Below are 23,165 nucleotides of genomic sequence, written 5' to 3' on the forward strand. Positions count from 1 at the left end.
ATATTGCAGAACGACGGCAACTTCGTCGTCTACAAGAGCACCGGGGGTCCCGGCATCGGCGGGGCCCTGTGGGCCAGCAACACCACCGCGGCGGCTAAGTGACGACTCGCCGCACCTGACTCCGCCCGGTCCCGGGCGGAGTCACCCGGCTGCACGGGATCCGCTACCTGTTCGCCTCTCGTAAGGTCCGGCGAAGGTCGCCCTGCGACCGGGAAGATGCCGCTCCGTGTCCGTGAGCGGACGCGAGAGGGCTGCGCAACGGCGCATGACCGGGATGTCAACGCGGCCATCAACCTCAAGCCACCGGGCTATCAGTTGCTGTCTGTGGAGTCGGCGTAAGTCCTCAACGGAGCAGTCTGGGCAGGCAGTCGGCAACGAAGCAGAAAACCTCACAGCGCGAGCCGTGAGAATCCCCCCGTTCACGAGGGGGAGAAGTCAAAGGGGTACCCAGTGTTCGTGACGGGCTGGCCGGGCAGCAGGCCGGGAGACCCATCCGTGCGCCGGGACCGCGCTCATGCAGCAGTACCGAGGGTGGCCTGAAGGCGTTCCTGGACGAGCTGGGCCAGAGCCATCGGCGTGATCAGCCCGGGATGTTCCTCGAAGGAACGGTCTGCAAGCTCGTAGGCCTTGCCCCAGGCGGGCTCGGGCACCTCGTGGCCATCGGCTCGGAGCTGGCTGATGTTGCGCTGCAAAGCGGGCTTCTCCCACATCACACGGTGCATGCTGGGAAAAAAGATCACCGGCCGGGGGGAGGCCAAGACGATGGCGGGGATCAGGTCGTGAGCCAGGCCGTGCGCGGCGGCGGAGAGTGTGGCGGCGCTGCACGGGAGTACGAGGATGACATCCGCGCCCATGGCGAGCTTCATGTGTCCGGAGGCGAACGCCTCATCGGGGTTCGAGCCGTCTACGACCTTGTCGGCGATGTGGCGGACGGCCTGAGGCGTCACGAAGCGTGCGGCGCTGGCGCTCATGACCACGGTTATATGGCATCGCATCTTCGCCCTGAGCCCGATAAGAAAATGGGGGAGGGAAAGCACGGCAGCAGCACCTGTCGCGCAGATGAGTACCCGCGGAGACATTTCCGAATCCAGCGGTTCGGGAGAGTTTCCAGTATTCGTCACAGTGGACTCCTTGGGGTTCGGGGGGAGTGGGGGTGAGGCGGAGCCGCTGAATGCGACTCCGCCCCGAAGGTGATCCATCAGCAGATCATGCGGGTCCCCAGGGCCGCCACGTCAGCGTTGAAGTCCGCGTCTTCGGCGCTTTCCTCGGCCGCAATCTCTTCCGCGCTCACGTAGACGTCGTAATCGGCGAAAATGCCCGTGATGTTCATTGAAGGACTTCTTTCTGTTCGGTGGTATTACTTCTGCGGTAGGCGGAAAACAGGCGGCGAACGGCCCGCGGTCCGGGGAGGATTTCTTACGGGAGAACTTCCAATACTGGGGAGTCGATGTTCCGCTCGTGGTATCCCGAAACCCTCGTAACACCAAAGTGCCTGAGATCTTCCTTATCGGGCATACGCCAGTCAGCGGATCCATCGGGGGAGACACCCCTCCCCCATACCGCCTGGGCCCGCGCCGATGACGTCGACCCGGTCCGAAAAGAGGGGTACCGAGTCGGCGGCAGGGAGCTGGGACCGCGTGCGGGTGCAGCAAGGGGAGCGGAGCCCGCCGCGCACGCTCGGTCAGGAGATGGTGCTCAGCACGGAGCCGAGGAGGGTGTCGTGCGGTAAGGGGCGGTCTACTCGGATGTGTCCCTCACGACGCAATGGGACGACGGGCAGCACTCGGGAACCGGCGAGGGACGGACGCCGATGTGCTCGAACTTGCCACCGTCCATCGTGTTCTCGATGCTCGCCGCACTCGACTTACAGGAGGCCAGCCGGGTGGCGATGACACCTGCCTCAAGAAGACCGGATCGTGATCGCGTTACGAGCTCATAGGAAATGATTTGAGCGAGGTGGCGCCCCGTTGCTACTTTCGTAGTGGACCGTGAAGTCGTCGTATGGAGGTGAGCCCCGTGAACACAGTTACCCATGGGTGCTCCCTCAACCCGCCACGGCCCGGCTGACGTTCGGTGTCGCCAGGAGCGCCTGAGATCGAGGCACTCCTGGAAGGAGACTCCGATGAACACGAAGCCTTTCACATCTGGCCTGAGCCAGAACGCTGTGGTGATCACGCGCGTCGCGGACAGGCAATGGCATGCCCTGGATGACGACCTGGTGGTCGGCCGCGGGCATGCGGAGCACCGGCCCGACGGACGCTTGTTCGTCAGCATCGACGCCTGGCACGACGCCACCTTCGACCGGCTCGCCGAGGCGATGCTGGCGGGACTGCCAGCGCCGCAATACACGGTGGTCGACGAAGCCGACGCCGAGCTGACGGCCGGCTGGCAGCGGGCCGGTTTCACCATCCGACGCCGCGAGTGGGAGTACGTCGTGCCGACCGACCCGCGGGTCACAGGGCTCGAAATGGTCCTGCCGCCTTCGGGCGTGACCATCGTGCCTGCCGGTCAGGCGGACGAGAGTCTGCTGCGGGCGGTGGACCGCGCGATCCGTGCCGAAGTCGAGGCGACCGTCGGGTGGCAGTCGATGCCCGCGGAGGTAATTCCTCGCCCCGAAGGCGACACGATCGTCGACCCGTCGAAGTACGCGGTGGCCGCGGCGCCGGACCGCTACCTGGGTCTGATCCGGGTGGTGACGGTGAACCGGCCGCGCATCGGGCTGGTCGCGGTCCGGGCCGGCGAGCAGCGCCGCGGCATCGCGCGGGCACTGCTGGCCCACGCGCTGGAGACGCTGCACCGCTCCGGGTTCGCCGCGGCCTGGACCGAAGTCCACGAGTCCAACCGAGCAGCCTCGGCGCTGTTCGAGGGCATCGGTGCCCGGCCGATGAGCAGCAACCTGGAGCTGGTGCGATGACGAAGAACAAGAACGTCATCGAAGTCGAGGGCAAGGTGGTCGAGTGCCTGCGCAGCGCCATGTTCACCGTGGAGCTCGAGAACGGCCACCAGGTGCTCGCGCACATCAGCGGGAAGATCCGCAAGAACTACATCAAGATCATGCTGGAAGACCGGGTGCTGGTGGAGCTCCCGCCGTACGACCTGACGCGCGGCCGGATCGTGTTCCGGTACCGGAACTAGCGGCGGTCGGCACCTTCCGCGGTAGCTGATCCTGGGGCCCCGGTCACGGCGCTTCCGTGACCGGGGCCCCGATGATGGTTCGCACGGCCGCGGCGGCCACCGCTCCAGCCGCCACCAGTAGGTCTGGCCCTGAGCCGAACCCCAGCTCCAGGTGCAGCAGTTGCCAGGCGACATCGTTGTGCAGCACGTACGGGATGCCCTGCAGACACAGCCGGTCCGGCACCGGCCGCGAGCCAGGAGCCTTCTCGGGCCAGGGTGGCAGCAGCAGCGCGATCAGCGCCCACAGGTCATCGTCCACCATCCACGGCCGGGTAGTCACACCATCCGGCCCGGCCGGAATTGGTCAGGGCCCCTTGTGGTCGGGGGACGCGTCGGCGCCGGCCGTAATCTCAGCAGGGCGAGCATCCAAGTTACAAGCCGTCAACTAATCGCGCACATATTGACAATGGTGCAGTGGCGAAAATTCGGCGCACTGGGTTGGATTAGTCGTCGACGTGGGGGTGGATTGAGTGGTCCTCAGAGGATGAGTAGCCCCTTGAGAAGAGACTTTGCCGGCTCTGTTGTCGCCCGAAGACGCCGTACTGGCTGCGAGGATGAGGCAGCGGCTTGTTGGACGCGGACACCTCGGGGGAACGGTGTCCTGCTTTGCTCGGTGCGAAGCACCCGGAACGTCCGGCAGCCTCAGCGGGAGCGGGCCCGCCAGGTGGAGGCGAGCCCCAACCCCCATACGGCGCACACAGCGTGAGCGTGTAATGGGCGCGTGGGACGAGTCGTGGATGTCTCTGTTCGAGCTGCTGCCGCTGACCTGGTGGGAGACTGATCCCGATCTGCGCATTACGGCTCATGGTGGGGGAACGGCACTGGACGCACTTGGCTTTGACGGCCTCGGCGCAGTGCCGGATGCGAGTCGTTCCTTGCAGGATCGTTCGGAGGTGCCCGCTGTGGACGCCGTGATGCACGGGCATGCACTGGCAGGCCAGACTGTCCGTTGGCGTGCGAAGAGCCGTGGCAGGTTGTTTGACGCTGCTGCTTGCCCGCGTCGGGACGCATTGGGTCACATCGTCGGCGTGTCTGGAGCGGCCGTCGATGTGACCGTCGGCATCGAGGAGCGCGAGAGGTATTCCGCCTTCGCCGCCTATGTGCCTGCGGCCGCGTTCGTCCGCGATACCGGCGAGCGGTATCTGTGGGTGAATGATGCCTACGCCTACCTGTACGCCACTCGGCCATCAATGATTATCGGCCGAAGACTCGAAGAAATCGTTCCGGCCGATGACGTGCCGCGATTCCGCTCTTTGGACCAGCAAGTCGTGGCTCACTCGCAGCCAATGCGCCACAGGATTTCCTTCCTCCGGCCGGACGGCGTTCCGGGGCAGGCCATCGGTCACCGATTCCCCCTGCGGAGCTCGCTCGGTCCTTGTGTAGGGGGTATCTACGTCGATGTCACCGACCATGTCCAGGCGCTCGAGCACAAGGCGCAAGCTGAGGAGGACCTCTGCGCGCTGCGTGACCGATCCGGTGCCGCGTCTATGACACTGTCTGCCAACGGGAGGATCGAACGGGCGAGTCCTGGGGCGGCTGAACTCCTCAGGACGACTGTCTCCGCCCTGGAAGCCAGTAACATTCGTGATCACTTGGCGCCCTTGACGCCCACAGAGGCCGAGCGTTTGCTGGCCGTGTGGAGTGCGTTGGTCCGCGGGCGGGCGATGCGGGATCGGGTCAGGCTGCGGTGCCGCACCACGAGAGGTGCGCTGCGGCTTGTACGCGTCGACTTGGCGGTGGCACGGGTAGCCGGCCGGTCGGCGCGACTCCTGACGCTGATGGCTCCGATCAGCGCGGAGCATCCCGACGTGCCGGACCTGACGCCTGTCCAGGAGCGGGTGCTGCTGGGCCTGGCACGGGGAGAGTCCAATGATGCCATCAGCTGCGCGCTAGGGGTCTCTCGGCAAGCCCTCGACTATCACTTGCGGCGCCTTCGCTTGCTCCTCGATGCGCCCTCCCGCTCCGCTGTCGTCGCCCGGGGCTACGCGCTGGGCATCCTTGATGCCTCGGTCTGGCCACCCACGTTCACCGACAGTGTCCGGGAAGCAGGGGGCGCATCGACGTGAGCGCGCTGCTGCGGCTTCCTGGCCCGGTGCGAGGCCATGTTGGAGTCCCGACACAGCGCGTTGACGCCGGAAGCCCCCGGAAGGGTCAGACGCCCCAGGCCGGAATCCCTGAACTGGCTCTGCCGGGATGACAGCCCGCAGCGTTGCAGCGATATGGCCAATTCGCCGACGATCAACGCGTTTGTGAGCGGAGGCCCTTGAGGAACAGCAACGGCGTGCCGATGAGCAGCACCGCAACGCCGATGATCGCTCCCCATCCGGCGTAGAAGAGGCTGGACCAAAGCACCCAGAGAGAAGTGAGAGCAAGGACCGCCGGCGTCACCGGATAGAGCGGCACGCGGTAGTGAATCTCGCCGCCGGTTTCGCGGCTGCGGAAGATGTAGATCGAGATTGCGACCAGCAGCATGAAGAACCAGAACACTGGCGCGGTGTAGGCGACCATCGCCTGGAACCCAACGCGTGTGGCGGCCCCGAAGACCACCAGTGCGGCTGACACAGCGCATTGCAGCACAAGCGCGTTGGCGGGGGTGGAACCATGCTCCTTCCACGTACCGATCGAGCGCAGCGCGGCCACATCACGGCCGAGCGCGTAGTACGAGCGCGAACCGGTGATGATCAAACCGTTGAGCGTGGTCAGCGTGGAGAGCACGACGACCACACTCAGGATCGTCGCGCCGGTGTCGCCGGCGACGATGCGCATCATGGAGGCGCCGACGGCGTTGCTGTTGCGGATGCCGTCGAGCCCCAGCGCATGCAGATAGGCAAAATTGATTGCGAGGGACACTCCGATAACGATCAGAACGCCAACGACCAGGGCGCGGGCCATGTTGCGTCTGGCGTCCTGAAGCTCGCCTGAAAGATAGGCGGCTTCATTCCAGCCGCCATAGGTCAAGAGAATGAACATCATCGCGAGGCCGATGCTGCCCTAGGAGGTGTCGTGGGGTGTCCCCGTGCGTGGCGCCGGCGCGGTCGCGACAAACGCGGAGATGATGATGCCAAGCATGGAGAGCACGGTGATGATCTCAATGACCTTCTAGGTCAGCTTTCCTGGCGTGGTGCCCATGTAGTTGATGAGAGTGAAAATGGCGATCGATACGAGGGCGTAGAGACCCGGGCCGTACGGCCGGAGCGGCCATACAACGTTCGCATAATCGCCCATCACAAAGGCCGCGGCGGCGATGGCGCCGGGCTGGATCACGCTGCAACGTGCCCAGGCGAACAACAGTGCCACTCTGGGTCCGTAAGCTTCACGCAGGAATGCGTATTCGCCGCCGGCGTTGGGTCGCGCGCTGCCGAGCTCGGCATAGCAAACAGAACCGACCACCGTGACCAGTCCGCCCAGTAGCCAAAGCAACATGAACACTGTCTCGTCGCTCGAGTAGTTCGCGACGAGCGACGGCGTCTTGAAGATGCCGATTCCGAGGACGATGCCGACCACCATGATGGCGACGTCGGTGGGCGTCAGGCTGGCCGGGGGAGCAGCGCTGACAGTTTCAGGCACGGGGCACCTCGGGATGTTGGAAGCAGCGAATCCGGGAACGCCGTTCGGTCACTCGGTTTACAGCGCACCTTGCCAATGGACGAGCGTCGTCGGTGAATTGAAGGTCAATTCTAACGAACCTATGCGGTCGTGTTTGTAGGACGCGACGGACCAGCCCGGGCAAATGGCGGTGTTGACATCGGCCGGGTGCACACGGAGCCTTTTCCAACCTGCTCGCCGCGAGCGTGGTGCTTGACTGGTCATGCACCTTCGGTGCCCACTCGCTCCGCGGACTGGAGCAGGTACTCGGGCAGTTGTGCACCGGCCGCCAACACCTCGATGCCGATGAGGCGGCCCTGCTCGTCGAAGTCGAGGTTGACCATCCCAACCGCATGACCGTCATCGCCAAAGCCATTCCCACCCTGGAGAAGCAGCGCTGAAAACGCTCAGTGGACGTCGAAGGCGGATATTCTCAAGCCGGCCGCGATCCGAGCGAGGGTGTCGTGGCGGTGTAGGTCTACCAGCGCGACGAGTGCGCGCCGGTGCGGCGGGAGTTTGCAGCGCCTGTCACCCTCACGGGTGACGATGAGCATCGTGACCCAGTCGACCAGGGTGTGCGGGAGGTCGAGTGCGGCGGAATGGGGAACCAACAGAGCTCCTGTGCCGGTGGGTTGAGGCGTCGAACACCTCCCTCAATAGCGGGCCCGACTATGGGAGGTGTGAAACCAAGCTTCAGTGGCGAGTCCATTCGGTGATCCGTCAACCGTTTGCTCAGGGGAGTTCGGTGATGCTGAGCGCGAAGTCCAAGTTCCCCACCCCGTGGTTGGCGAGGCCCACCGTGACCACGCCCGCTCCTTCCAGCCAGTGCGCCATTTTCAGGCCGCCGACGTCTAGGGGGCGCAGCCCGAGGCTCTCGATGAACGCCTCCACACTTGCCTTGGCCTGCGCATTATCGCCGGCGATGAAGACGTCGGGCCGACCCTTCTCCAGGACATGACGGAAGATGGTGTTGAACGCCTTCACCACGCTGGCGCCGGCCGGGGCCGCCTTGGCGACTTCCTGCGCGATCGAGGTCTCCTCGCGGTGGGCCAGCCCGTCGAACGTGGAATTGAAGGGATTGCTGATGTCGACGATGACCTTGCCCGCGAGAGCGTCTCCGTACTGGGCGACGACCGGCACGACACCGTCGTACAACAGGGCCACGATGACGATGTCCCCGGCCGGGGCGGTGCCCCATTCTCCCGTCGTGGCGCCGCCGCCGAGAGCCTTGGCCAGTTCAGCGGCCTTGAACTGATCGCGACCCATGACCTCGACGGTGTTGCCGCCCGCTACCGCCCGCGCGCCGATGGTGCGGGCCATGTTCCCGGTGCCGATGATGCTGATGTTGCTCATGAGATGTCCTGCCCTGGTTGGGGGTTGTCCGGTTCAGATGGCGGTGGTGCCGCCGTCGGCGACGAGTTCCATGCCGTTGACGTAGCTGGAGTCGTCGGAGGCGAGGAAGAGGGCGGCGGTGGCGATTTCGTCGGGGCGGCCCATCTGGCCGCGGGGGATGAGGGACTCGAACTGGCGCTTGGTGGCCTCGTCGAAGAGTTCTTCCTGCTTGGCGGTGGCGACCTGGCCGGGAGTCAGGACGTTGACGCGGATGCGGCGGTCCTTGAGTTCGTTGAGCCAGATGCGGGCCCAGGCCTGCTGGACGGCCTTGCTGCCGGCGTAGACGCTCCAGCCGGGGAAGGCGCCGAGGGAGGCGTTGGAGCCGGTCATGAGGATGGAGCCGCCGTCGTTGAAGAGCGGGAGGGCCTTCTGGACGGTGAACAGGGTGCCGCGGGCGTTGAGCCCGAACCAGGTGTCGAACTGGGCCTCGGTGATCTCGCCGAGCGGGGCGGGCTCGCCGCCGCCGGCGCTGGCCCACAGCACGTCGAGGCTGCCCTTCTCCCGCTTGACGGTGTCGTACAGGCGGTCCAGGTCGTTCAGGTCGGCGGCGTCGCCCTGGACGCCGGTGACGTTGCGGCCGATCTGCTTCACGGCCTCGTCCAGGGCGTCCTGGCGGCGGCCGGTGATGAAGACGTGCGCTCCCTCGTCGACGAACAGCTTCGCGCCGGCCAGCGCCATGCCGGTGGTGCCGCCGGTGATGACCGCGACCTTGCCGTCAAGCTTTCCCATGGTTGCTCCCTGAGGTCGGTGGTGCCGTGCGCACCTGGGACGACGGTGTTATGTACACCGCCCTGTGTACGTACCGTACGGGGCGGGCGGCCGGGGCGCAAACTATGTACACCGGTCGTTACCCAACGGGGGTACCATGGACCCATGACGGAGTTGGAGAAGGGCCCCACGGGCCGCCGCCGCGGCCGGGGCGCCCGCGAACGCATCCTCAGCGCGTCCCAGCAGCTGTTCCGCGAGCAGGGCATCAACCGCACCGGCATGGACCAGCTCTGCGCGGCGGCCGAGGTGTCCAAGCGCACGGCCTACCAGCACTTCACCGGCAAGGACGAACTCGTCGCCGAGTATCTGCGCCGGTTCGACCCCTCCGTTCTGTCCGGCGTGTTCGACCGCCCCGACCTCACGCCCCGCGAACGGCTTCTCGCCGCCTTTGACATCCCCCCCACCACCCCCCTGTGCCCCTACATCGGCGCCGCCGTCGAACTCCACGACCCCGAGCACCCCGCATCCCAGTACGCGCGCGACTACAAGAAAGCCGTCGCCGCGCGGCTCGCGGACACCGCCCGCGAAGCCGGCGCCGCCGACCCTGAACGGCTCGGCGAGCAGCTCGCGCTGCTCATCGACGGCGCCGCGGCCCGCACCCGGGTCCTCAACGCCGACGCCTTCCCCACCGCCGCCGCCATCGCCGCCGTCCTCATCGACAACGCCATCCCCGCCACAGCCGGCGATGACCGACGACGGGAGGAAGTGTCGAGTTGACGTGGCACATCGCGGCCGGTCTGGACGTGCTGCCGATCACGCGGCTGGACCCGCTGGTACGCGACACCAGCCGTCCGGCCCCTGGCCCGCACCTGCTGACTTTTACGGAACTGGCCGCCCGCCTGCTGAAGGCCGCAGCAGCCGCCGGGGAGACCGGCTAGCCCCCGAGGACCCGCCGACGTGGTCGGCCTGGCTTTGCTGGCCCCGCACGCTGCCGTAGTGCTGAACAGCCTCAGCGCTCTGCCGGACAGCTCAACGGCACGGGAGCCCTGTCCGTTGCGGACCTCGCCCTCACCCTGCCGCCGTCACCCGCTCAGTGGCCACGCTGAAAATGCTCATGGATCGCAGGGATACATGCGCGCGGACTTCACGCCGGCCCGCGGTTCGGTGAGGTATGTACGTTGCGTTCACGGTCTTGTCGTCGGTGACTCTGACGTCTGTCACGGTGAGCGGTCTCCCTTGCTGTCGTTGATGGTGGCGACTGTCCTTCTTCTGACGGAGCTGTGGGCGGCCGGTCTGCTGGACATGAACGGCGCCGCGATCGGGACTCCCGTGTCAGGACCGCAAGGGGGGCTCTGCAGTATCAGGGTGTCTTTGAAATAGCCGTGGCGGGAGCTTGCGGCGGGGGCGTCCCAGCGGGTGACGATGAGTGGGTGACGCACTCGACGAGGGCATGTGCAGCCCGAGTGCGGCAGGAGAAGCAACCAACAAGGCCCCAGCGCCGGTGGGTTGAGGCTTTGGACTCCTTCCTCAACCCGCACGCGATGCTTGTCCGCTCTGACTTCGGCCATCCCCTCCACGCGTGGGACAACGACAATCGCCGACTCAGCCCGCTGCCGGAGCACAAAGGTCCAATGCTTTCGGTAGTGCGTGGCCTCAGACTGCAGGCGCGTCCACCACTTCGTCCCCCGATCAGCCTACGGCGCGATCGAAGCGCACTGAGCAGAATTGTGGTCCGGGGGGTGGCAATGGAAAGGATGACAGCAATGGCCACTCGGATCATCAGGGCCATCAAGGACACGTTTCACCACCTTGACCGTTTCGGGTACTACATGCAGGCGGCTCCGCTGGGCGGCCCACCTGGCCCTCCCCCACCGCAGGCAGTCGCCTCGACCCAGCCGGGACACGAGCGGATCAGCGACGCTGACAGCGACGATCGACACCCCTGACGCGGCCAACGACACGAAGGCCGCCCAGTCGACCGCCTGTCCGATGGGCGACATCCTTGGCGCCTGAAGCACTAAGCACTCCCTGCACCACAGGGTCGGCGGCGCCAAGGGTAGGTTTCTACGCCGTCTACGCTGGATTGATGGCGGTCGCGGCGGCAATCGTGCTCATCCCCGGCTCCCCGCTCGGCCTCCTCACCCAGGGAGTGCAGACCCTCGCCGACGCGCTGCTGCCGTCGGCGTCGGTATTCCTGCCGCTGTGCGACGACTGCCAGGTACTGGGACCGTGGGCGAACAGCCCGAAGGCCAACGCCTTCACTGCGGCCGTTGTAGGCGTCTTGGTGGTGCTCTCGGTCATCCTTTAGGCGTTCACGGTCCAGGGCAGACGTGCGGGCGTCACGGCGAGTTCGTCCTGGATGCTCGGTAGTGCGAGGTTCACGGACGACCGGTTCAGCACCTGCAGTAGCTGGGCTGGCGCGATCACCAGCGGCGGCACCATCTCACCGCCAATTTGCGCCAGTTCCTTGATGCCGGGGATTCCGTGTATCGCGGGCGTATCGAAAATCGCATACGCCACCGGAACGGCCCTCCGTCTCCACTGGGGGTATGAACCACAACGCATCCCTGTCAGCACCGCCCCGCCGCACGCGCGGGATCGTGCTCCTCAGCCTGGCGATCCTCGGCATGGCGGGCGCCGTGTTCGTCGTGCGGCGGCCGCTCATGATGTCCGCTCCGATGTGCATGGCCGGACGGTGGCACGGCTGCTTCGATACGTTCAACGGCGTGGTGCTCGTCACGTTGGTCGCGCTGCCGTTGGCCGCGCTGGTGGTGTGGGCTCTGGCGCGCCGTCGGCGTGCCGCCGGTGTCCCATCGGCGTGGCGGATGTCGCTGGCCGAGGTGGGCATGGTCCACGGGACGGTGCCGTTCCTATGGATGACCATGATGCCGGGCGGCGGGGCCGGCACCGTGCCCGCCCGGGTGAGCCTGGTACCGCTGCGTGACCTGGTCACGATGGGGCCGGCCGGGATCGTCGGCAACCTGCTGATCTTCGCGGCGCTGGGGTTCTTCGCCCCGATGCGGTTCACCGCGCTGGCGTCCGTACCGCGGATCCTGGCGCTCGGGGCGGGCTGCTCGGTCCTGGTCGAGACCGCACAGTACGTCCTGCGGCTGGACCGGGTGTCCTCCGTGGACGACGTACTGGTCAACGCCGTCGGCGCCGTGCTGGCCGCGCTGGCGTCGCGCCGCTGGTGGCGCAATACGGCGGAAGCGCCGTCGGACCAGTCTCGCCCCGCGCCGGCACCGGCACGCTGAGTCGCGTGCCCGGTGTGCACACGTCCTTGCATACGTCGGCGATAAGTTGTGCTGCTTAGGCTTCAGACATGCGCGTACTGATCGTGGAGGACGAGCCCTACCTGGCCGAAGCCGTCCGTGACGGCCTGCGGCTCGAGGCGATCGCCGCCGACATCGCCGGCGACGGCGACTCCGCCCTGGAACTGCTCAGCGTCAACTCCTACGACCTCGCGGTCCTCGACCGCGACATCCCCGGCCCCTCCGGCGACGAGGTCGCCCGGCGCATCGTCGCCTCCGGCAGCGGCATCCCGATCCTCATGCTCACCGCTGCCGACCGGATCGACGACAAGGCTTCCGGGTTCGAGCTCGGCGCCGACGACTACCTCACCAAACCGTTCGAGCTGCGGGAACTCGTCCTGCGGCTGAGGGCGCTCGACCGCAGACGCGCGTACGCACGGCCCCCGGTCCGCGAGATCGCGGGCCTGCGGCTCGACCCCTTCCGCCGGGAGGTCTTCCGCGACGGACGCTACGTCGCGCTGACCCGTAAGCAGTTCGCCGTCCTTGAAGTCCTCGCCGCCGCCGAGGGTGGGGTCGTCAGCGCCGAAGAGCTGCTGGAACGGGCCTGGGACGAGAACGCGGATCCCCTCACCAACGCCGTGCGCATCACCGTCTCCGCACTGCGCAAACGGCTCGGCGAACCATGGATCATCGCCACGGTGCCCGGCGTCGGCTACCGGATCGACACCGGCATGCACACCATCGCCCCCGGCAGGGACACCACCGACCCCGGCAGTACGCATGCCTAGACGCCCAGGGCTCAGCGCCCGACTGAAACTCACCCTCAGCTATGCCGGGTTCCTCGCCGTCGCCGGCGCTCTCCTGCTGGCCGTGGTGTGGGTGTTCCTGCTGCGCTACGTGCCCGACAACTCCCAGGGCCTTCTCGGGATCGCGCCCAACCGCTACCTCCTTGTGCGCACCTTCGCCCCCGCCGCGGCCGTGGCGATGGTCTTCCTGCTCGTGTTCGGCCTCGTCGGGGGATGGATCCTCGCCGGCCGGATGCTCGCCCCACTCACACAGATCACGGATGCGGCACGGATGGCCGGGAACGTGTCGCTGTCCCACCGGATCCGCATGAAGGGCCGCCAGGACGAATTCCGTGAACTCTCCGACGCGTTCGACTCGATGCTCGAACAACTCGAGTCCCACGTCGCCGAGCAGCAGCGGTTCGCCGCGAACGCCTCCCACGAACTGCGCACCCCGCTGGCGATCTCGCGGACGCTCCTCGACGTCGCCCGCAAGGACCCCACGCGGAACCGGGGTGAGCTCATCGAACGTCTGCACGTTGTCAACACGCGGGCGATCGACCTCACCGAGGCCCTCCTGCTGCTCAGCCGCGGCGACCGCGGAAACTTCACCCGCGAGAGCGTCGACCTCTCTCTCATCGCCGAAGAAGTCGCCGAAACGCTGCTGCCCCTCGCCGAACAGCGCCGGATCACGTTCGACGTCACCGGCGAGGCGGCCAGGACCAGCGGCTCCGCGGAGCTCCTGCTGCGGATGGTGACGAACCTCGTCCAGAACGCCATCGTCCACAACCTCCCCGCCGGCGGCACCGTGACGGTCCACACCGAGGCGCACGGCGACACGAGCGTGCTACGGGTCGAGAACACGGGCCATCGGCTCCCACCGGAACTGGTACCGACCCTCACCGAACCCTTCCAGCGCGGCACGGAACGCGCACGCACCGACGAGCACGCCGGCGTCGGCCTCGGCCTGGCCATCGTGCACAGCATCGTCCGCGCCCACGACGGGACACTCGACCTCGTCCCCCGCCCCGCAGGCGGTCTCCTCGTCACGGTCCGGCTTCCCGGCACGCCGTAGGCATGGCCCCCGAGCGGGGCCCTTACGGCTCAGTCCGCGATTGATGGTGGGTGTAGCTCCGTCTCGGGGGCAGCTGATCTGGGGTGTTGCGACGAGCGTTGACCAGCCCGGGGTGTTGTGATGAGCGGTGCTCGGTCGGGATATTCGCTGGTCGCCGCTTGTTGATGGTGGTCATACTGCCGCGATGGATCCAGTGACTCTTGAGACCGACCGTCTGGTGCTGCGGGCCTTCACACCTGCCGACGTGGATGCGGTGTACGAAGCCTGCCAGGACGAGGACATCCAGTTCTACACCCCGGTGCCGGTGCCGTACCGGCGTGCGGACGCGGAGAAACTCGTCGGCGAGAAGCTGCCCGCTCAGTGGGCCGAGGACAGGGACTACACCCTCGGCGCATTCCGCAAGGACACCGGCGCCCTGGTCGGCTCGTACTGCCTGACCCTCATCAGCCGCGGCGTCTGGGAGCTCGGCTACTGGGCGGTCAAGGAGCAGCGCGGACGCGGATACTCCGTGGAGGCCGCTCGGGCCCTGTGCGACTGGGGCTGGGCCACGCTCGACGTCCACCGCATCGAGTGGTGGGCCATGGCCGGGAACACCGGCTCGCGTGCCGTCGCCGAGAAACTCGGCTTCACCGTCGAAGGGACACTGCGCAGTCGCAGCATCGCCAACGATGGCAAGCCGCACGACTGGTGGGTAGGCGGACTGCTGAGGCCCTGATGCTCGGGCCGGTGCTTCGCCGGCTGCGCTTGCTCTTCTGTAGGGGAGTTCCCAGCTCGGACAGTTCGCGCTGAAGAGCCACACCCATCGATCATCGGCGGGCAGCCGTGACGTGGCAGTGGCCGCACGGGTTCTTCGAGTGTGACCAAGAAGTGGGCCCGTGCGGCCTTGACCCATCCTGCCTTCTGCGGCGTCTCGCGTGCACATTTCGGCGGTGTGATCGAAGAGTTGGCCGATCTGTGGCTCGCCCGGCGCGAGTCGGAGCTTCGTGAGCGGGGCGGTGCCGAGCGGCAGCGGGAGGCCGGTGCCGGCCCGAAGCACGACCTGGTCTTCACCGACCGCCTGGTCGTCACCCTGGTCCACCTACGCACCGGGCTCCCGCACGCCGCGCTCGCCGAGCTGTACGGCTCGCCCGCTCCACGATCTCCCGCGCCATCGGGGAGATCCGCCCCTTGCTGGCCATGCGTGGCTTCGCGATCCCCGACCACTCCGGCGTGCGACTTCGGACCCTGGCGGACGTGTTCGCCTACGCCGAGGCCGCGGGGATTCGGTTGCGGATCGACGGCGCCGAGATCCAGGTTCGCCGCCCGAAGGCAGGCAGGCCGGGACGGCGGGCGTTCGTCTCCGCCAAGAAGAAGCAGAACACCATCAAGACCCCCACCATCAGCGACGGCCAGGGCCGTCTGCTGTGGTCGGGTGCGGACCGCCCGGGCCGCATGCACGACCAGACCGCGATGCGCACCGAGGGTATCGCCGAGCAGTTCCGGCTCCACCCGAAGGTGACGGCTGAGGTCGACGAGGGCTACCGGGGGCTGGCCAACGAGTTCCGTGACCAGATCAGCGCCCCTCCGAAGAAGCCGAAGGGCGACGCGCCGCTCGGCGAGCAGTACGCCTGCCGGGAGATGCGCCGACGGCAGTCCTCGGAGCGGATCTGCGTCGAGCACGCCAACGCCGAATTGCGGCAGAGGCGCCCGCTCCAGCGCTACACCGGCCCACGCGAGGACTACGCAGCGACCCACCAGGCGATCGCTTCATTGGTTTCGGACCGTTCGGCTCGCCGACCGACCCGCCGCAAGCCGAGCACCGAGCTCGTGCTCGCCCGGCAGGCTGCCTTCTGATCAACCACCAGCCGACCCGCCAGGCCAGCACGGCCACACCTCAATCGCGGACCAAGTCGTTAGATCGTTGACTGGAAGTTCCGTGCAGGCCGGGGTGACCTGTGGCAGCGATTGGTCAGCGGACCTTCGAGAGGCTTTTGGCTTCATTCCGCGGTTACAAAGCAGCCTGAACGATCTCGTGCATGGTTGGCGGTCGGGCATCGCGTCGAGAACACCCTGTCCCGGCTGAAGAACTCGCGAACCGCGAGGGAATGCCGGTCAGGCGTGAGCCGTCAAGATCATGTACGGCGCGATCCGGTTCTCCGCCGGGGCTTCCTCCCCGGGGCTGTCGGCAGGGAGCGTGGGCAGGTCCACTGCGGGGGAGGGGAAGCCTGCCTCGGTGAGGAAGGTCCGGTAGCGATCGAGGGAGCGGTAGTACGTGGCACTGGTCATCGTGGTGCCATCGCGCAGACGCAGCAGCGCGGCCATGGTGTCGCCGTCGGTGTACACGGATCCTGGCTCGCCGTAGCACAGGGTGGAGAAGGCCACCCCAGTCGCCGCCGGGTTGAGGTCGGCGAGGAGGTACGGGGCGCCAGGGCGCAGGACGCGGTGGATCTCGGTAGTGAGGCCGGCCAGCCGGCCGTCATCGGGGTCGGTGCAGTACACCAGGCAGCACACGGCGGCATCGACGCTGTTGTCGGCGAGCCAGTTCAGGGTGCGGCCGTCGAACTGCCGGTAGGAGATACGAGGGTGTGGGCGATCGGCCCGAGCGATGTCCAGCATGTCCGCCGAGAGGTCGAGAGCCTGGACTGTCCACTCCCCGGTACCGGCGAGCTGCGCCGCGATCGCGCCGGTGCCGCACCCGATGTCCAGGACCAATCGGTCAGGACCTGAGCCGCCGCCGAGCCGTTGCAACACAGCTGGAAAGATCAGCTTCTCGGCCAGCCGCATGTCGCGGTCTCGGTAGGCATCGGCTGCGGCAGAGCTGGCCCAGCCGAAGGGATCGTCGTCGGCGATCAAGGTCGCTGTCTCCTGCGCTGCACCGGGCCCGGACCGTTGAAGAGGGGCGATTCAGCGGCAGCCTGACACACGACAACGCCTGAGCGTTTGAGGCGCAGGAAAGATTCCCCCGAAATCGTGTCTGCTATGCGGACGGTTGACGTGGCGAGAGCCGAGCGGCAGTTGGCCAGCCAGTCGGCCGGCTAGGGGCGCGCCGGGGTTTTTGTGTTGTGGGTCTGGGTGTTGCAACTGTTGTGGTCACGCTGGCCCAGGTGCGCGGTCTGTTCCTCTTCCGTCGTTGTTCACCGTGCGTGGTACTGCGCTGTCGGTGACGGTTGACGTTTGGGGCGTCCGGGCTGCGAAGGAGCGGATTTGTAGCAGGTGGAGTTGGTGGGTGGGGTCGAGGAGCCATTCGATGTCGAGGGGGGTGTTGCGGTGGGGACCGGCCTGGAAGTGGCCTTGTAGGAGTCGGCCTGCGAGTGCGAGGTGGGAGAGGTGTTCTTTGACGGAGGCGTCGACGTCCTTTTCGGCGTCGCCCAGGTTCAGGGTGCGTCCGCCTCCTTCGACGGTGTTGTAGAGGTGTTGGATGGGCAGCGTGCGGCCGGTGACCACCCTCTCGGGTGAGCCGGGTGTGAGGTTGACGCTGACGTGGCGGTAGTCGTCCGGTCGGGTGGTGTTGCAGGTGACCATGACGCCGCCGTAGGCGGCTTCGTGTCGCCGGTGGACGATGACGCCCATGTAGGTGTCGGCCGGTGGAATGCCTGCCTGGTGGCGGAGCCGGACGCTGCGTGAGGAGAACAGCGAGGCCCATACTCGGCGTACGGCGTCGGCGAGTCCTGCTTCGCCGCTGACGTGGGGGACGGATTCGTAGAGTCCGGCGGCGGAGAATCCGGGCAGGTCTTCTGCGTTGGACGAGGAACGTACGACCAGGGGAGAGGTGCCCGGCAGGTCTCGCACGAGTATGTCGTGCAGCCGGTGGAGCATCTCGTCGGGCAGGGGGGTGTGTCGCACGAGGATCCTCAGTTCGGCGCACACGGTGTCGACTGCCTCGAACGCATCCAGTTCGAGGGCCATTTTGAGCATGCCGATGCGTTGTTGGATGTTGGGGGAGCGGGCGAGGAAGCGCTCCTGCCAGGCGAACGGCAGGGCGACCCCCTCGGGGGCTTGGACGTTGCCGGCGAGGAATGCTGCGGCGTGTTGGGCGAGCTGTTCGCGTGGGGTGTTGCCGGGCGCGCCGAGTCGCTCGGCGAGGTGGTCGAGTAGATGTGCGGCGGGTGGTCTGGGCTGGGCGTAGAAGTCGGTCAGCTGTGCGGAGCCTTCTCGGAGGACGTGGTGGAGTTCGCCGAGGTGGGCTGCCTTGGTGCCGTAGCCGACCCGGTCGTCGGCGCGCAGCTGTGACAGGGGAGCGGCGTCGAGGCGTTCCATGCGCGGCGTGCCGATGAAGACCTCCAGACCCGACTGCTGTGGCGTGGGGGTGTCGGCGGGTTCGTCGGCCCTGCTCAGCTGAGCGCCGTCGAGGGTGACGCTGTAGCGCACCCAGGCGCCGTCGAGCTGGTCGGATCCGACGCGTTCGGCGATGTCGCGGACGACGGCGTTGGGGATGTCCCAGCCGGCGGCGAGTACGTTGGTGTGTGACAGGGGTGCGGTGGGCAGGCCGCTGATCAGGCCGGCGACCCGGGGGATGCCGTCGGGGATCACGGGCATGGCGAGGATGTCGTGGGAGTCGATGCCGCCGTGCTGCAAGGCCTTGCGGTAGTCCTCGTCCGACGCGAAGAACCGCAGACGTCCGCAAGTCTCGCCGACGTTGAGTGCCGCATAGTCGACGTCCGTGTAGAGCTGGTGCCAGGCGATGCGGGGAACCTCGCTGTGCGGGACGTCGGCCAGTGCCTGCTCCTGCCCGTGGTTGGCGGGCTTGAGGAACAGCGACAGTGTCTCGTCCAGGCGCCGGCGGACGAAGGTGTAGAACTCCGTCAGCAGCTCGCGTCCCATGGTGTCCGCCCCGACGGTCTCCAGCACCATGAACTGGCGTTGCTCTGCGCTCTGGTCGGCCGCCTTGGGATGCCAGCACAGCACGCCCAGCAGGAAGCGGCGTTCGGGATCCTGGTAGACGCTGTGGCTGAGGGCTTCGAGGTCGGTGTGGACGTCGGCCCAGGTCTTGCCGAGGATCCGCTCGGCGATGTAGTGGGTGTGCAGGGCGTACTCGGTGCTGTCCAGCACGTGCCACTGCTGCTTGTCACGGTCGACGACGACCTTGACGTAGGGTCGGCCGGCGAGGATGCCGCTCAGACGTCTGAAGCGGGGCATGTCCAGTACGTCGGCACCGGGCGCCGGTTGCGCCTGCGGCAGGTGGTCCTCCACTTCGCGCACGATCCGCCCGCAGTCGCTCATGAGGGTGTCGACATCGGGGGCCTTGAGGAAGCAGACGGCCGCTGTGTTGCCGTTTCCTGCCGTGGGGTCGTATGCGGGGACGGGGAAACCGTCCGGCAAGGACAGCTCGGGCACCGGTTCGCACGTCGCGCCGGGCGAGAGGAGAGCCGGCCAGGACACGGCCGGGAAGTCCCACGCGTGCACCTGCTGCCAGGGCCGCATCTCACCGAAGGGCACCACGGCCAGGGAAGCGGCCGCGCCCTCGCCCTCGGTGAGCAGGTGCGGGGGGTAGGTGACGGGTCTGCCCAGCAGCTGTTGTACGAGCATGCCGATCATGTCCAGGCCGAAGACCTCCTCTACCTGACGCATCGTCAGGGCATTGCCTGGGCGTGCCGCGGTCCCGAGCACCCACCGTGCGCCGCTCGGCCCGAGTTTGAGCGTGGTGTGCACGGCGCAGGTCTCGAGCCGGAGGGCGTCGACAGCTCTGCGCGCCGTCCGCTCGATGCTTCGCTGGAGATCCTCCTGGAGTGCCACGGGCGAAACGCTCGCCCGCTTCGTGAACGACATCACTGTTGGCAGGCGGCCGCTGATGCACAACGGGTGGTAGGTGCCCTGCGCGACGATGCCTTCGACGCTCACCTGGTCCCCCCAGCCCGGCTGCTCGAACCAGCCGTACGTGGTGCCCACGGCGATCTCTTCCAAAAGGAACTTCTCACGTTCCTCGTAAGCCGCAGAACCCAGTTCGGTGTAGCCCAGGCGAGCCATCTTCCTCAGCGATTGAGGCGCGTGCCGCACGGCCCGGAGGGCTTCCGCGACCGTGTACACCTTGACGTACGCGCCCGGTCCGGCGCCCCGCACGGGCTTGAGCAGCAGTGGCGGGCGCAGCGAGGCGAAGGCATCGGGCACGTCCGAGTCGTCGTCGATCACGGCGAAGGCCGGCTGTGGCACCCTTGCCGCGTGCCAGGCGGCACGCATCATGTGCTTGTTGCGTGCCGCTTGCACCTGAGGGCCGGGACCGGCCAGATGCAGGGCCTGGCAGGCACGGGCGACCGCCACGACGGCGCACTCCGACAGGGTCAGAACCGCATCGCACCCCAGCTCACGCGCATGCTGCACGATGACCTCGACGATGTCGTCCCTGTCCTTCGGCCGGGTCACCTGCCTCACGGAGGCGCAGTACGGCAGCGGCACGTCCTGGTAGGCCTCCGGCAGCGGACTGACAGCCAGCATGTGCACCTCGGCATGTGCCGCCACCCTGGGCAGGGTGTAGTCCAGAGGCGGCCCGCCGAACGCGTGAACGAACAGCACCGAACTCACGTGATTTCCCCCAGAGTTGAGCGGCCCTCCAGGAACCCATGGCAGGGCCTCGCCGAGCGCCGTATGTGATGACGGCAAGCCAACCACGCCTACGGGACCCGATCGTCAGCAGCGGACCGGAACCTGTTTGGCATTCGCCAACGCGATGCCGGCCCGGCCGCGGGCCCCGCACCGATTCGAACCGCCGCTCCCCGGGCGAAGTGAGCGCGCACCTCAAAACATCCGGCAGTACAGCCGATCACACGACTTGGACATGCCCAGGTGTTGAGCGTGCCTGCGCGTGGTCAGTGGCTCGCGAACGAAGCGGCACCGTGGCACGACGGAGAATTGAGGACTTGGAAAAGACCGCCGCCTTCTTCGCGAAGGAGTCGACGAAGCAGCCATGCGCCACACGTCATCGCCGCGGAGAAGGCCACCGAGAACAGCCCCATGGGCCACAGCCTCACCCTGATGTGCAACGGGCTCGGGGGTGTCCCGGTCGGGCTGCTACTCCACTGTCGCCGCCCGGCCGGCAGCCCAGGAGCGGGCCTGCCGGATGTGACCAGCCACCCGCACGGCGCGCTGCCCACCGCCCCGGCACGGCCGGGCAGCGGCCGCAAGCCGCAGCCCCGCTAACGGGTGGGTGCACGCACGACGGGAGGAAGCCGGCCGGCTACTTGTCGAGATCAATCGCGCCCTTGCGCGGGGGCTTGCTGTGTTGTCGTTCACCACCAAGGTCAGGCCCGTTCGGCGGTCGGCCTCAGCCGGTAGGAAGACCCCCGGCCCCGAGCAGGGGTCGGGGGGTCTTCGTGCCTGCTGAGGCCGGCGCGCCTGGCTGAGAGCTTGGGGGCCCGGTCAGGCCATGGACGCTGCTGCGTCAGGAGCCCTAGACGTTCGTGTTGACGTCCGCGATCGCCACACCGGTGGGGCGGTCGAAGCCGGGGACGGTGACGGTGACGGTGTTGTTGCGGGTGTCGATCACCGAAATGTTGTTGGAGTGGGCGTTGGTGACGCACAGGTGGGTGCTGTCCGGGGTGCTCGCCACTCCGACGGGGGTGTCGCCGACGTGGATGGTGTCGATGACGGTGTTGGTGCTGGTGTTGATCGCCGAGACCGTGTCGGAGCCGGAGTTGGTGACGTAGACGCGCGTGCCGTTCGGGAGGACCACCACGCCCTTGGGCTTGTCGCCGACGTGGATGGTGCGGGTGACCTTGTTGGTGCTGGTGTTGATGACCGAGACGCTGTCGGAGCCGGAGTTGGTGACGTAGACGCGCTTGCTGTCCGGACTGACCGCCACGCCCTCGGGCTTGTCGCCGACGCGGACGGTGTCAGTGACGCGGTCGGTACTGGTCTTGATCACCGAGACCTTGTCGGAGCCGCTGTCGGCAACGTAGACGTGCTTGCCGTTCGGGCTGACCGCCACACCATGGGGGGCCTTACGGACGGCAATGGTGTCGATGACCTTGTTGGTGCTGGTGTTGATCACCGAGACGTTGTCGGAACCGGCATTGGTGACGTAGACGCGCTTGCCGTTCGGGCTGACCGCCACACCGTAAGGGGCCTTGCGGACGGGGATGGTGGCGATCACGCAGTCGTTCGCGGTGTCGATCACCGAGACGTTGTTGGAGAGATGGTTGGTGACGTAGACGCGCTTGCCGTTCGGGCTGACCGCAACGCCGAGGGGGCCATCGCCGACGTGAATGGTGTCGATGACGGCGAGGGTCGCGATGTCGCCCACCGACACGGTGTCTGCGTCGTAGTTCGCGATGTAGGCGAATTCTCTGGTCTGGGCAGCGGCGGGCGTGGCCACCGTGAGCGGGACAACCATGCCGGCCGCCACAGCCAGCCCCGTAGCCCATGCCCGTACCGTCACCCACCACGAGCCCCCACCGCCACGGCGTCGCGTCTTGCGCCCCTGCTCGGGCGCACCCGAGATAGCGATACCTGACATCAAGACCTCCTGCAGTGCACGACACCGTATGGCGCTTTTCGTGCTCCGAAATGAAGGCGGCGACCGATGCCCTGGACAGAACGTCCAAGATCGCCGCGGCGCTGATGATCGCCGCAGCCGACGCTAGGTGCCGTGACCGGCCCGCGCCCGCCCAAGACCCAGGGGTCAGAGCTGTAAGGATGATCGGATACGCCATACGGCTTGGGGGTTCCGTCGCTCGGCAAGGACAACGCCCCATGCCCTCAGTCGTCGCCTCGATTACGGATGACACACTCCTCCCTCGCCGATCACGGCCACGCATGACGCTCAGCGTGCTTCGACCACACCGTCGAGCAGACCCGTGACCCTCACGCCTGAAGACCCGTGGCCCGCACGCCTGAAGGACGTGACAAAGTGCGGACGTGGGCTGCCCGGACGCCGGGCGAGCCGGGGCGGTGACAGCGCCTGCGACTGGCTACGCGCGGTGCGCCCGGGGCCCGTCCTCGGCCTCCCGCACTGCACGTTCGTCACGCAGGATGTCTCTCGCCCGGAGAAAGCCGTCCTGCGCCAGCCCGAGCTGGTGGGCTATGAACCGCGCCGTGGAGGCGTCGACATTTCGAGCGCTCGCAAGGACGATGGCGAACGGGGCGCTCGCAGGTGCGCCGCTGTCACGCCGCCCCAGGAAGCCGCCGCTGGCCGGCAGAGGCGGCACGATGACTGCCGGGGAATGGGGAAGTGCGTCGATCGGGCGTATCCATGGTGCGCACTCCTCCAGGGGGATCCGGCGTAAT

At 67.2% G+C, this 23,165-nt stretch carries 22 protein-coding genes and 2 pseudogenes; 11 read left to right on the forward strand and 13 right to left on the reverse strand.

The features are described 5' to 3' along the window. Positions 1-512: 512 nt before the first annotated feature. Together ACFVXA_RS39250 and ACFVXA_RS39255 are read right to left on the reverse strand one after the other, a co-directional pair. Complete coding sequence (locus ACFVXA_RS39250; RefSeq protein ID WP_390028629.1) at positions 513-1,121, reverse strand: flavoprotein; 609 nt, start codon at positions 1,119-1,121, stop codon at positions 513-515. 77 nt (positions 1,122-1,198) lie between these two features. Beyond that, positions 1,199-1,330: a hypothetical protein gene (locus ACFVXA_RS39255; protein ID WP_362033734.1), complete on the reverse strand. Its 132-nt coding sequence runs from the start codon at positions 1,328-1,330 to the stop codon at positions 1,199-1,201. A 792-nt stretch (positions 1,331-2,122) separates the two neighbouring features. On the opposite strand from ACFVXA_RS39255, the gene ACFVXA_RS39260 reads away from it, so the two are divergent. Together ACFVXA_RS39260 and infA are read left to right on the forward strand one after the other, a co-directional pair. Beyond that, a complete protein-coding gene (locus tag ACFVXA_RS39260) occupies positions 2,123-2,914 on the forward strand; it encodes a GNAT family N-acetyltransferase (protein ID WP_389470637.1) in 792 nt (263 codons plus the stop codon). Next, on the forward strand, positions 2,911-3,135 hold the full coding sequence (gene infA / locus ACFVXA_RS39265) for a translation initiation factor IF-1 (RefSeq protein WP_010981942.1): 225 nt from the start codon (positions 2,911-2,913) through the stop codon (positions 3,133-3,135). Before ACFVXA_RS39260 ends, infA begins: the two co-directional genes overlap by 4 nt. 43 nt (positions 3,136-3,178) lie before the next feature. Here the strand turns inward: infA and ACFVXA_RS39270 are convergent, their stop codons facing one another. Continuing rightward, entirely contained in the window at positions 3,179-3,436 is a 258-nt protein-coding gene (locus ACFVXA_RS39270; protein WP_390028630.1) for a transposase, read from the reverse strand. A gap of 475 nt (positions 3,437-3,911) precedes the next feature. Here ACFVXA_RS39270 and ACFVXA_RS39275 point away from each other — a divergent pair, with 475 nt between their 5' ends. Next, positions 3,912-5,240 (forward strand): PAS domain-containing protein, encoded by a 1,329-nt coding sequence (locus tag ACFVXA_RS39275; RefSeq protein WP_390028631.1) that lies wholly within the window; start codon positions 3,912-3,914, stop codon positions 5,238-5,240. Positions 5,241-5,412: 172 nt separating this feature from the next. On the opposite strand, the gene ACFVXA_RS39280 is transcribed toward ACFVXA_RS39275, so the two are convergent. The 6 genes and pseudogenes from ACFVXA_RS39280 to ACFVXA_RS39305 all read right to left on the reverse strand — a co-directional run bounded on the left by ACFVXA_RS39280 (position 5,413) and on the right by ACFVXA_RS39305 (position 8,880). Next, on the reverse strand, positions 5,413-6,147 hold the full coding sequence (locus ACFVXA_RS39280) for an APC family permease (RefSeq protein WP_390028632.1): 735 nt from the start codon (positions 6,145-6,147) through the stop codon (positions 5,413-5,415). A 126-nt stretch (positions 6,148-6,273) separates the two neighbouring features. Further along, entirely contained in the window at positions 6,274-6,741 is a 468-nt protein-coding gene (locus ACFVXA_RS39285) for an APC family permease (protein ID WP_390028633.1), read from the reverse strand. A gap of 239 nt (positions 6,742-6,980) precedes the next feature. Beyond that, on the reverse strand, positions 6,981-7,103 hold the full coding sequence (locus tag ACFVXA_RS39290) for a DUF2283 domain-containing protein (RefSeq protein WP_384403431.1): 123 nt from the start codon (positions 7,101-7,103) through the stop codon (positions 6,981-6,983). Between the two features lie 66 nt (positions 7,104-7,169). Then, a pseudogene (locus ACFVXA_RS39295) lies at positions 7,170-7,370 on the reverse strand (IS5/IS1182 family transposase); the annotation flags it as partial. A gap of 121 nt (positions 7,371-7,491) precedes the next feature. Then, the gene (locus tag ACFVXA_RS39300; RefSeq protein ID WP_390028634.1) at positions 7,492-8,112 is read right to left on the reverse strand and encodes an NADPH-dependent F420 reductase; all 621 of its coding nucleotides are present in this window, start codon (positions 8,110-8,112) and stop codon (positions 7,492-7,494) included. Positions 8,113-8,145: 33 nt separating this feature from the next. Beyond that, positions 8,146-8,880, reverse strand: coding sequence for an SDR family NAD(P)-dependent oxidoreductase (locus ACFVXA_RS39305; protein ID WP_390028635.1), 735 nt, complete (start codon positions 8,878-8,880; stop codon positions 8,146-8,148). A 144-nt stretch (positions 8,881-9,024) separates the two neighbouring features. On the opposite strand from ACFVXA_RS39305, the gene ACFVXA_RS39310 reads away from it, so the two are divergent. From ACFVXA_RS39310 to ACFVXA_RS39320, 3 genes and pseudogenes are all read left to right on the forward strand, one after another. Further along, positions 9,025-9,636 carry a helix-turn-helix domain-containing protein gene (locus tag ACFVXA_RS39310; RefSeq protein ID WP_362033764.1) on the forward strand — a complete coding sequence of 204 codons (612 nt, stop codon included), beginning with the start codon at positions 9,025-9,027 and terminating at the stop codon, positions 9,634-9,636. Next, a complete protein-coding gene (locus ACFVXA_RS39315) occupies positions 9,633-9,797 on the forward strand; it encodes a hypothetical protein (RefSeq protein ID WP_390028636.1) in 165 nt (54 codons plus the stop codon). Before ACFVXA_RS39310 ends, ACFVXA_RS39315 begins: the two co-directional genes overlap by 4 nt. A 1,081-nt stretch (positions 9,798-10,878) precedes the next feature. Beyond that, a pseudogene (locus ACFVXA_RS39320) lies at positions 10,879-11,164 on the forward strand (manganese transporter); the annotation flags it as partial. Here the strand turns inward: ACFVXA_RS39320 and ACFVXA_RS39325 are convergent. After that, positions 11,164-11,379, reverse strand: a complete 216-nt coding sequence (locus ACFVXA_RS39325) for a hypothetical protein (protein WP_384403427.1) — start codon at positions 11,377-11,379, stop codon at positions 11,164-11,166. The pseudogene ACFVXA_RS39320 and the gene ACFVXA_RS39325 overlap by 1 nt on opposite strands. A gap of 29 nt (positions 11,380-11,408) precedes the next feature. On the opposite strand from ACFVXA_RS39325, the gene ACFVXA_RS39330 reads away from it, so the two are divergent. The 5 genes from ACFVXA_RS39330 (at position 11,409) to ACFVXA_RS39350 (ending at position 15,803) form a co-directional block, all read left to right on the forward strand. After that, positions 11,409-12,113 (forward strand): VanZ family protein, encoded by a 705-nt coding sequence (locus ACFVXA_RS39330; protein ID WP_390028637.1) that lies wholly within the window; start codon positions 11,409-11,411, stop codon positions 12,111-12,113. Positions 12,114-12,181: 68 nt separating this feature from the next. Then, positions 12,182-12,898, forward strand: a complete 717-nt coding sequence (locus tag ACFVXA_RS39335) for a response regulator transcription factor (protein WP_389470619.1) — start codon at positions 12,182-12,184, stop codon at positions 12,896-12,898. Continuing rightward, positions 12,891-13,970 carry a sensor histidine kinase gene (locus ACFVXA_RS39340; protein ID WP_390028638.1) on the forward strand — a complete coding sequence of 360 codons (1,080 nt, stop codon included), beginning with the start codon at positions 12,891-12,893 and terminating at the stop codon, positions 13,968-13,970. The genes ACFVXA_RS39335 and ACFVXA_RS39340 overlap by 8 nt, the downstream gene beginning before the upstream one ends. 184 nt (positions 13,971-14,154) lie before the next feature. After that, a complete protein-coding gene (locus ACFVXA_RS39345) occupies positions 14,155-14,685 on the forward strand; it encodes a GNAT family N-acetyltransferase (RefSeq protein WP_390028639.1) in 531 nt (176 codons plus the stop codon). 461 nt (positions 14,686-15,146) lie between these two features. Next, positions 15,147-15,803 carry a transposase family protein gene (locus tag ACFVXA_RS39350; protein WP_390028647.1) on the forward strand — a complete coding sequence of 219 codons (657 nt, stop codon included), beginning with the start codon at positions 15,147-15,149 and terminating at the stop codon, positions 15,801-15,803. Positions 15,804-16,061: 258 nt separating this feature from the next. Here the strand turns inward: ACFVXA_RS39350 and ACFVXA_RS39355 are convergent, their stop codons facing one another. From ACFVXA_RS39355 to ACFVXA_RS39365, 3 genes are all read right to left on the reverse strand, one after another. Beyond that, the gene (locus ACFVXA_RS39355) at positions 16,062-16,802 is read right to left on the reverse strand and encodes a class I SAM-dependent methyltransferase (protein ID WP_390028640.1); all 741 of its coding nucleotides are present in this window, start codon (positions 16,800-16,802) and stop codon (positions 16,062-16,064) included. Positions 16,803-17,039: 237 nt separating this feature from the next. Next, positions 17,040-20,465, reverse strand: coding sequence for a PEP/pyruvate-binding domain-containing protein (locus ACFVXA_RS39360; RefSeq protein ID WP_390028641.1), 3,426 nt, complete (start codon positions 20,463-20,465; stop codon positions 17,040-17,042). Between the two features lie 865 nt (positions 20,466-21,330). Further along, complete coding sequence (locus ACFVXA_RS39365) at positions 21,331-22,395, reverse strand: beta-propeller fold lactonase family protein (protein ID WP_362033567.1); 1,065 nt, start codon at positions 22,393-22,395, stop codon at positions 21,331-21,333. Between the last annotated feature and the right edge of the window lie 770 nt (positions 22,396-23,165).

This window comes from Streptomyces sp. NPDC058246 (genome assembly GCF_042881985.1).
Lineage (GTDB): Bacteria > Actinomycetota > Actinomycetes > Streptomycetales > Streptomycetaceae > Streptomyces.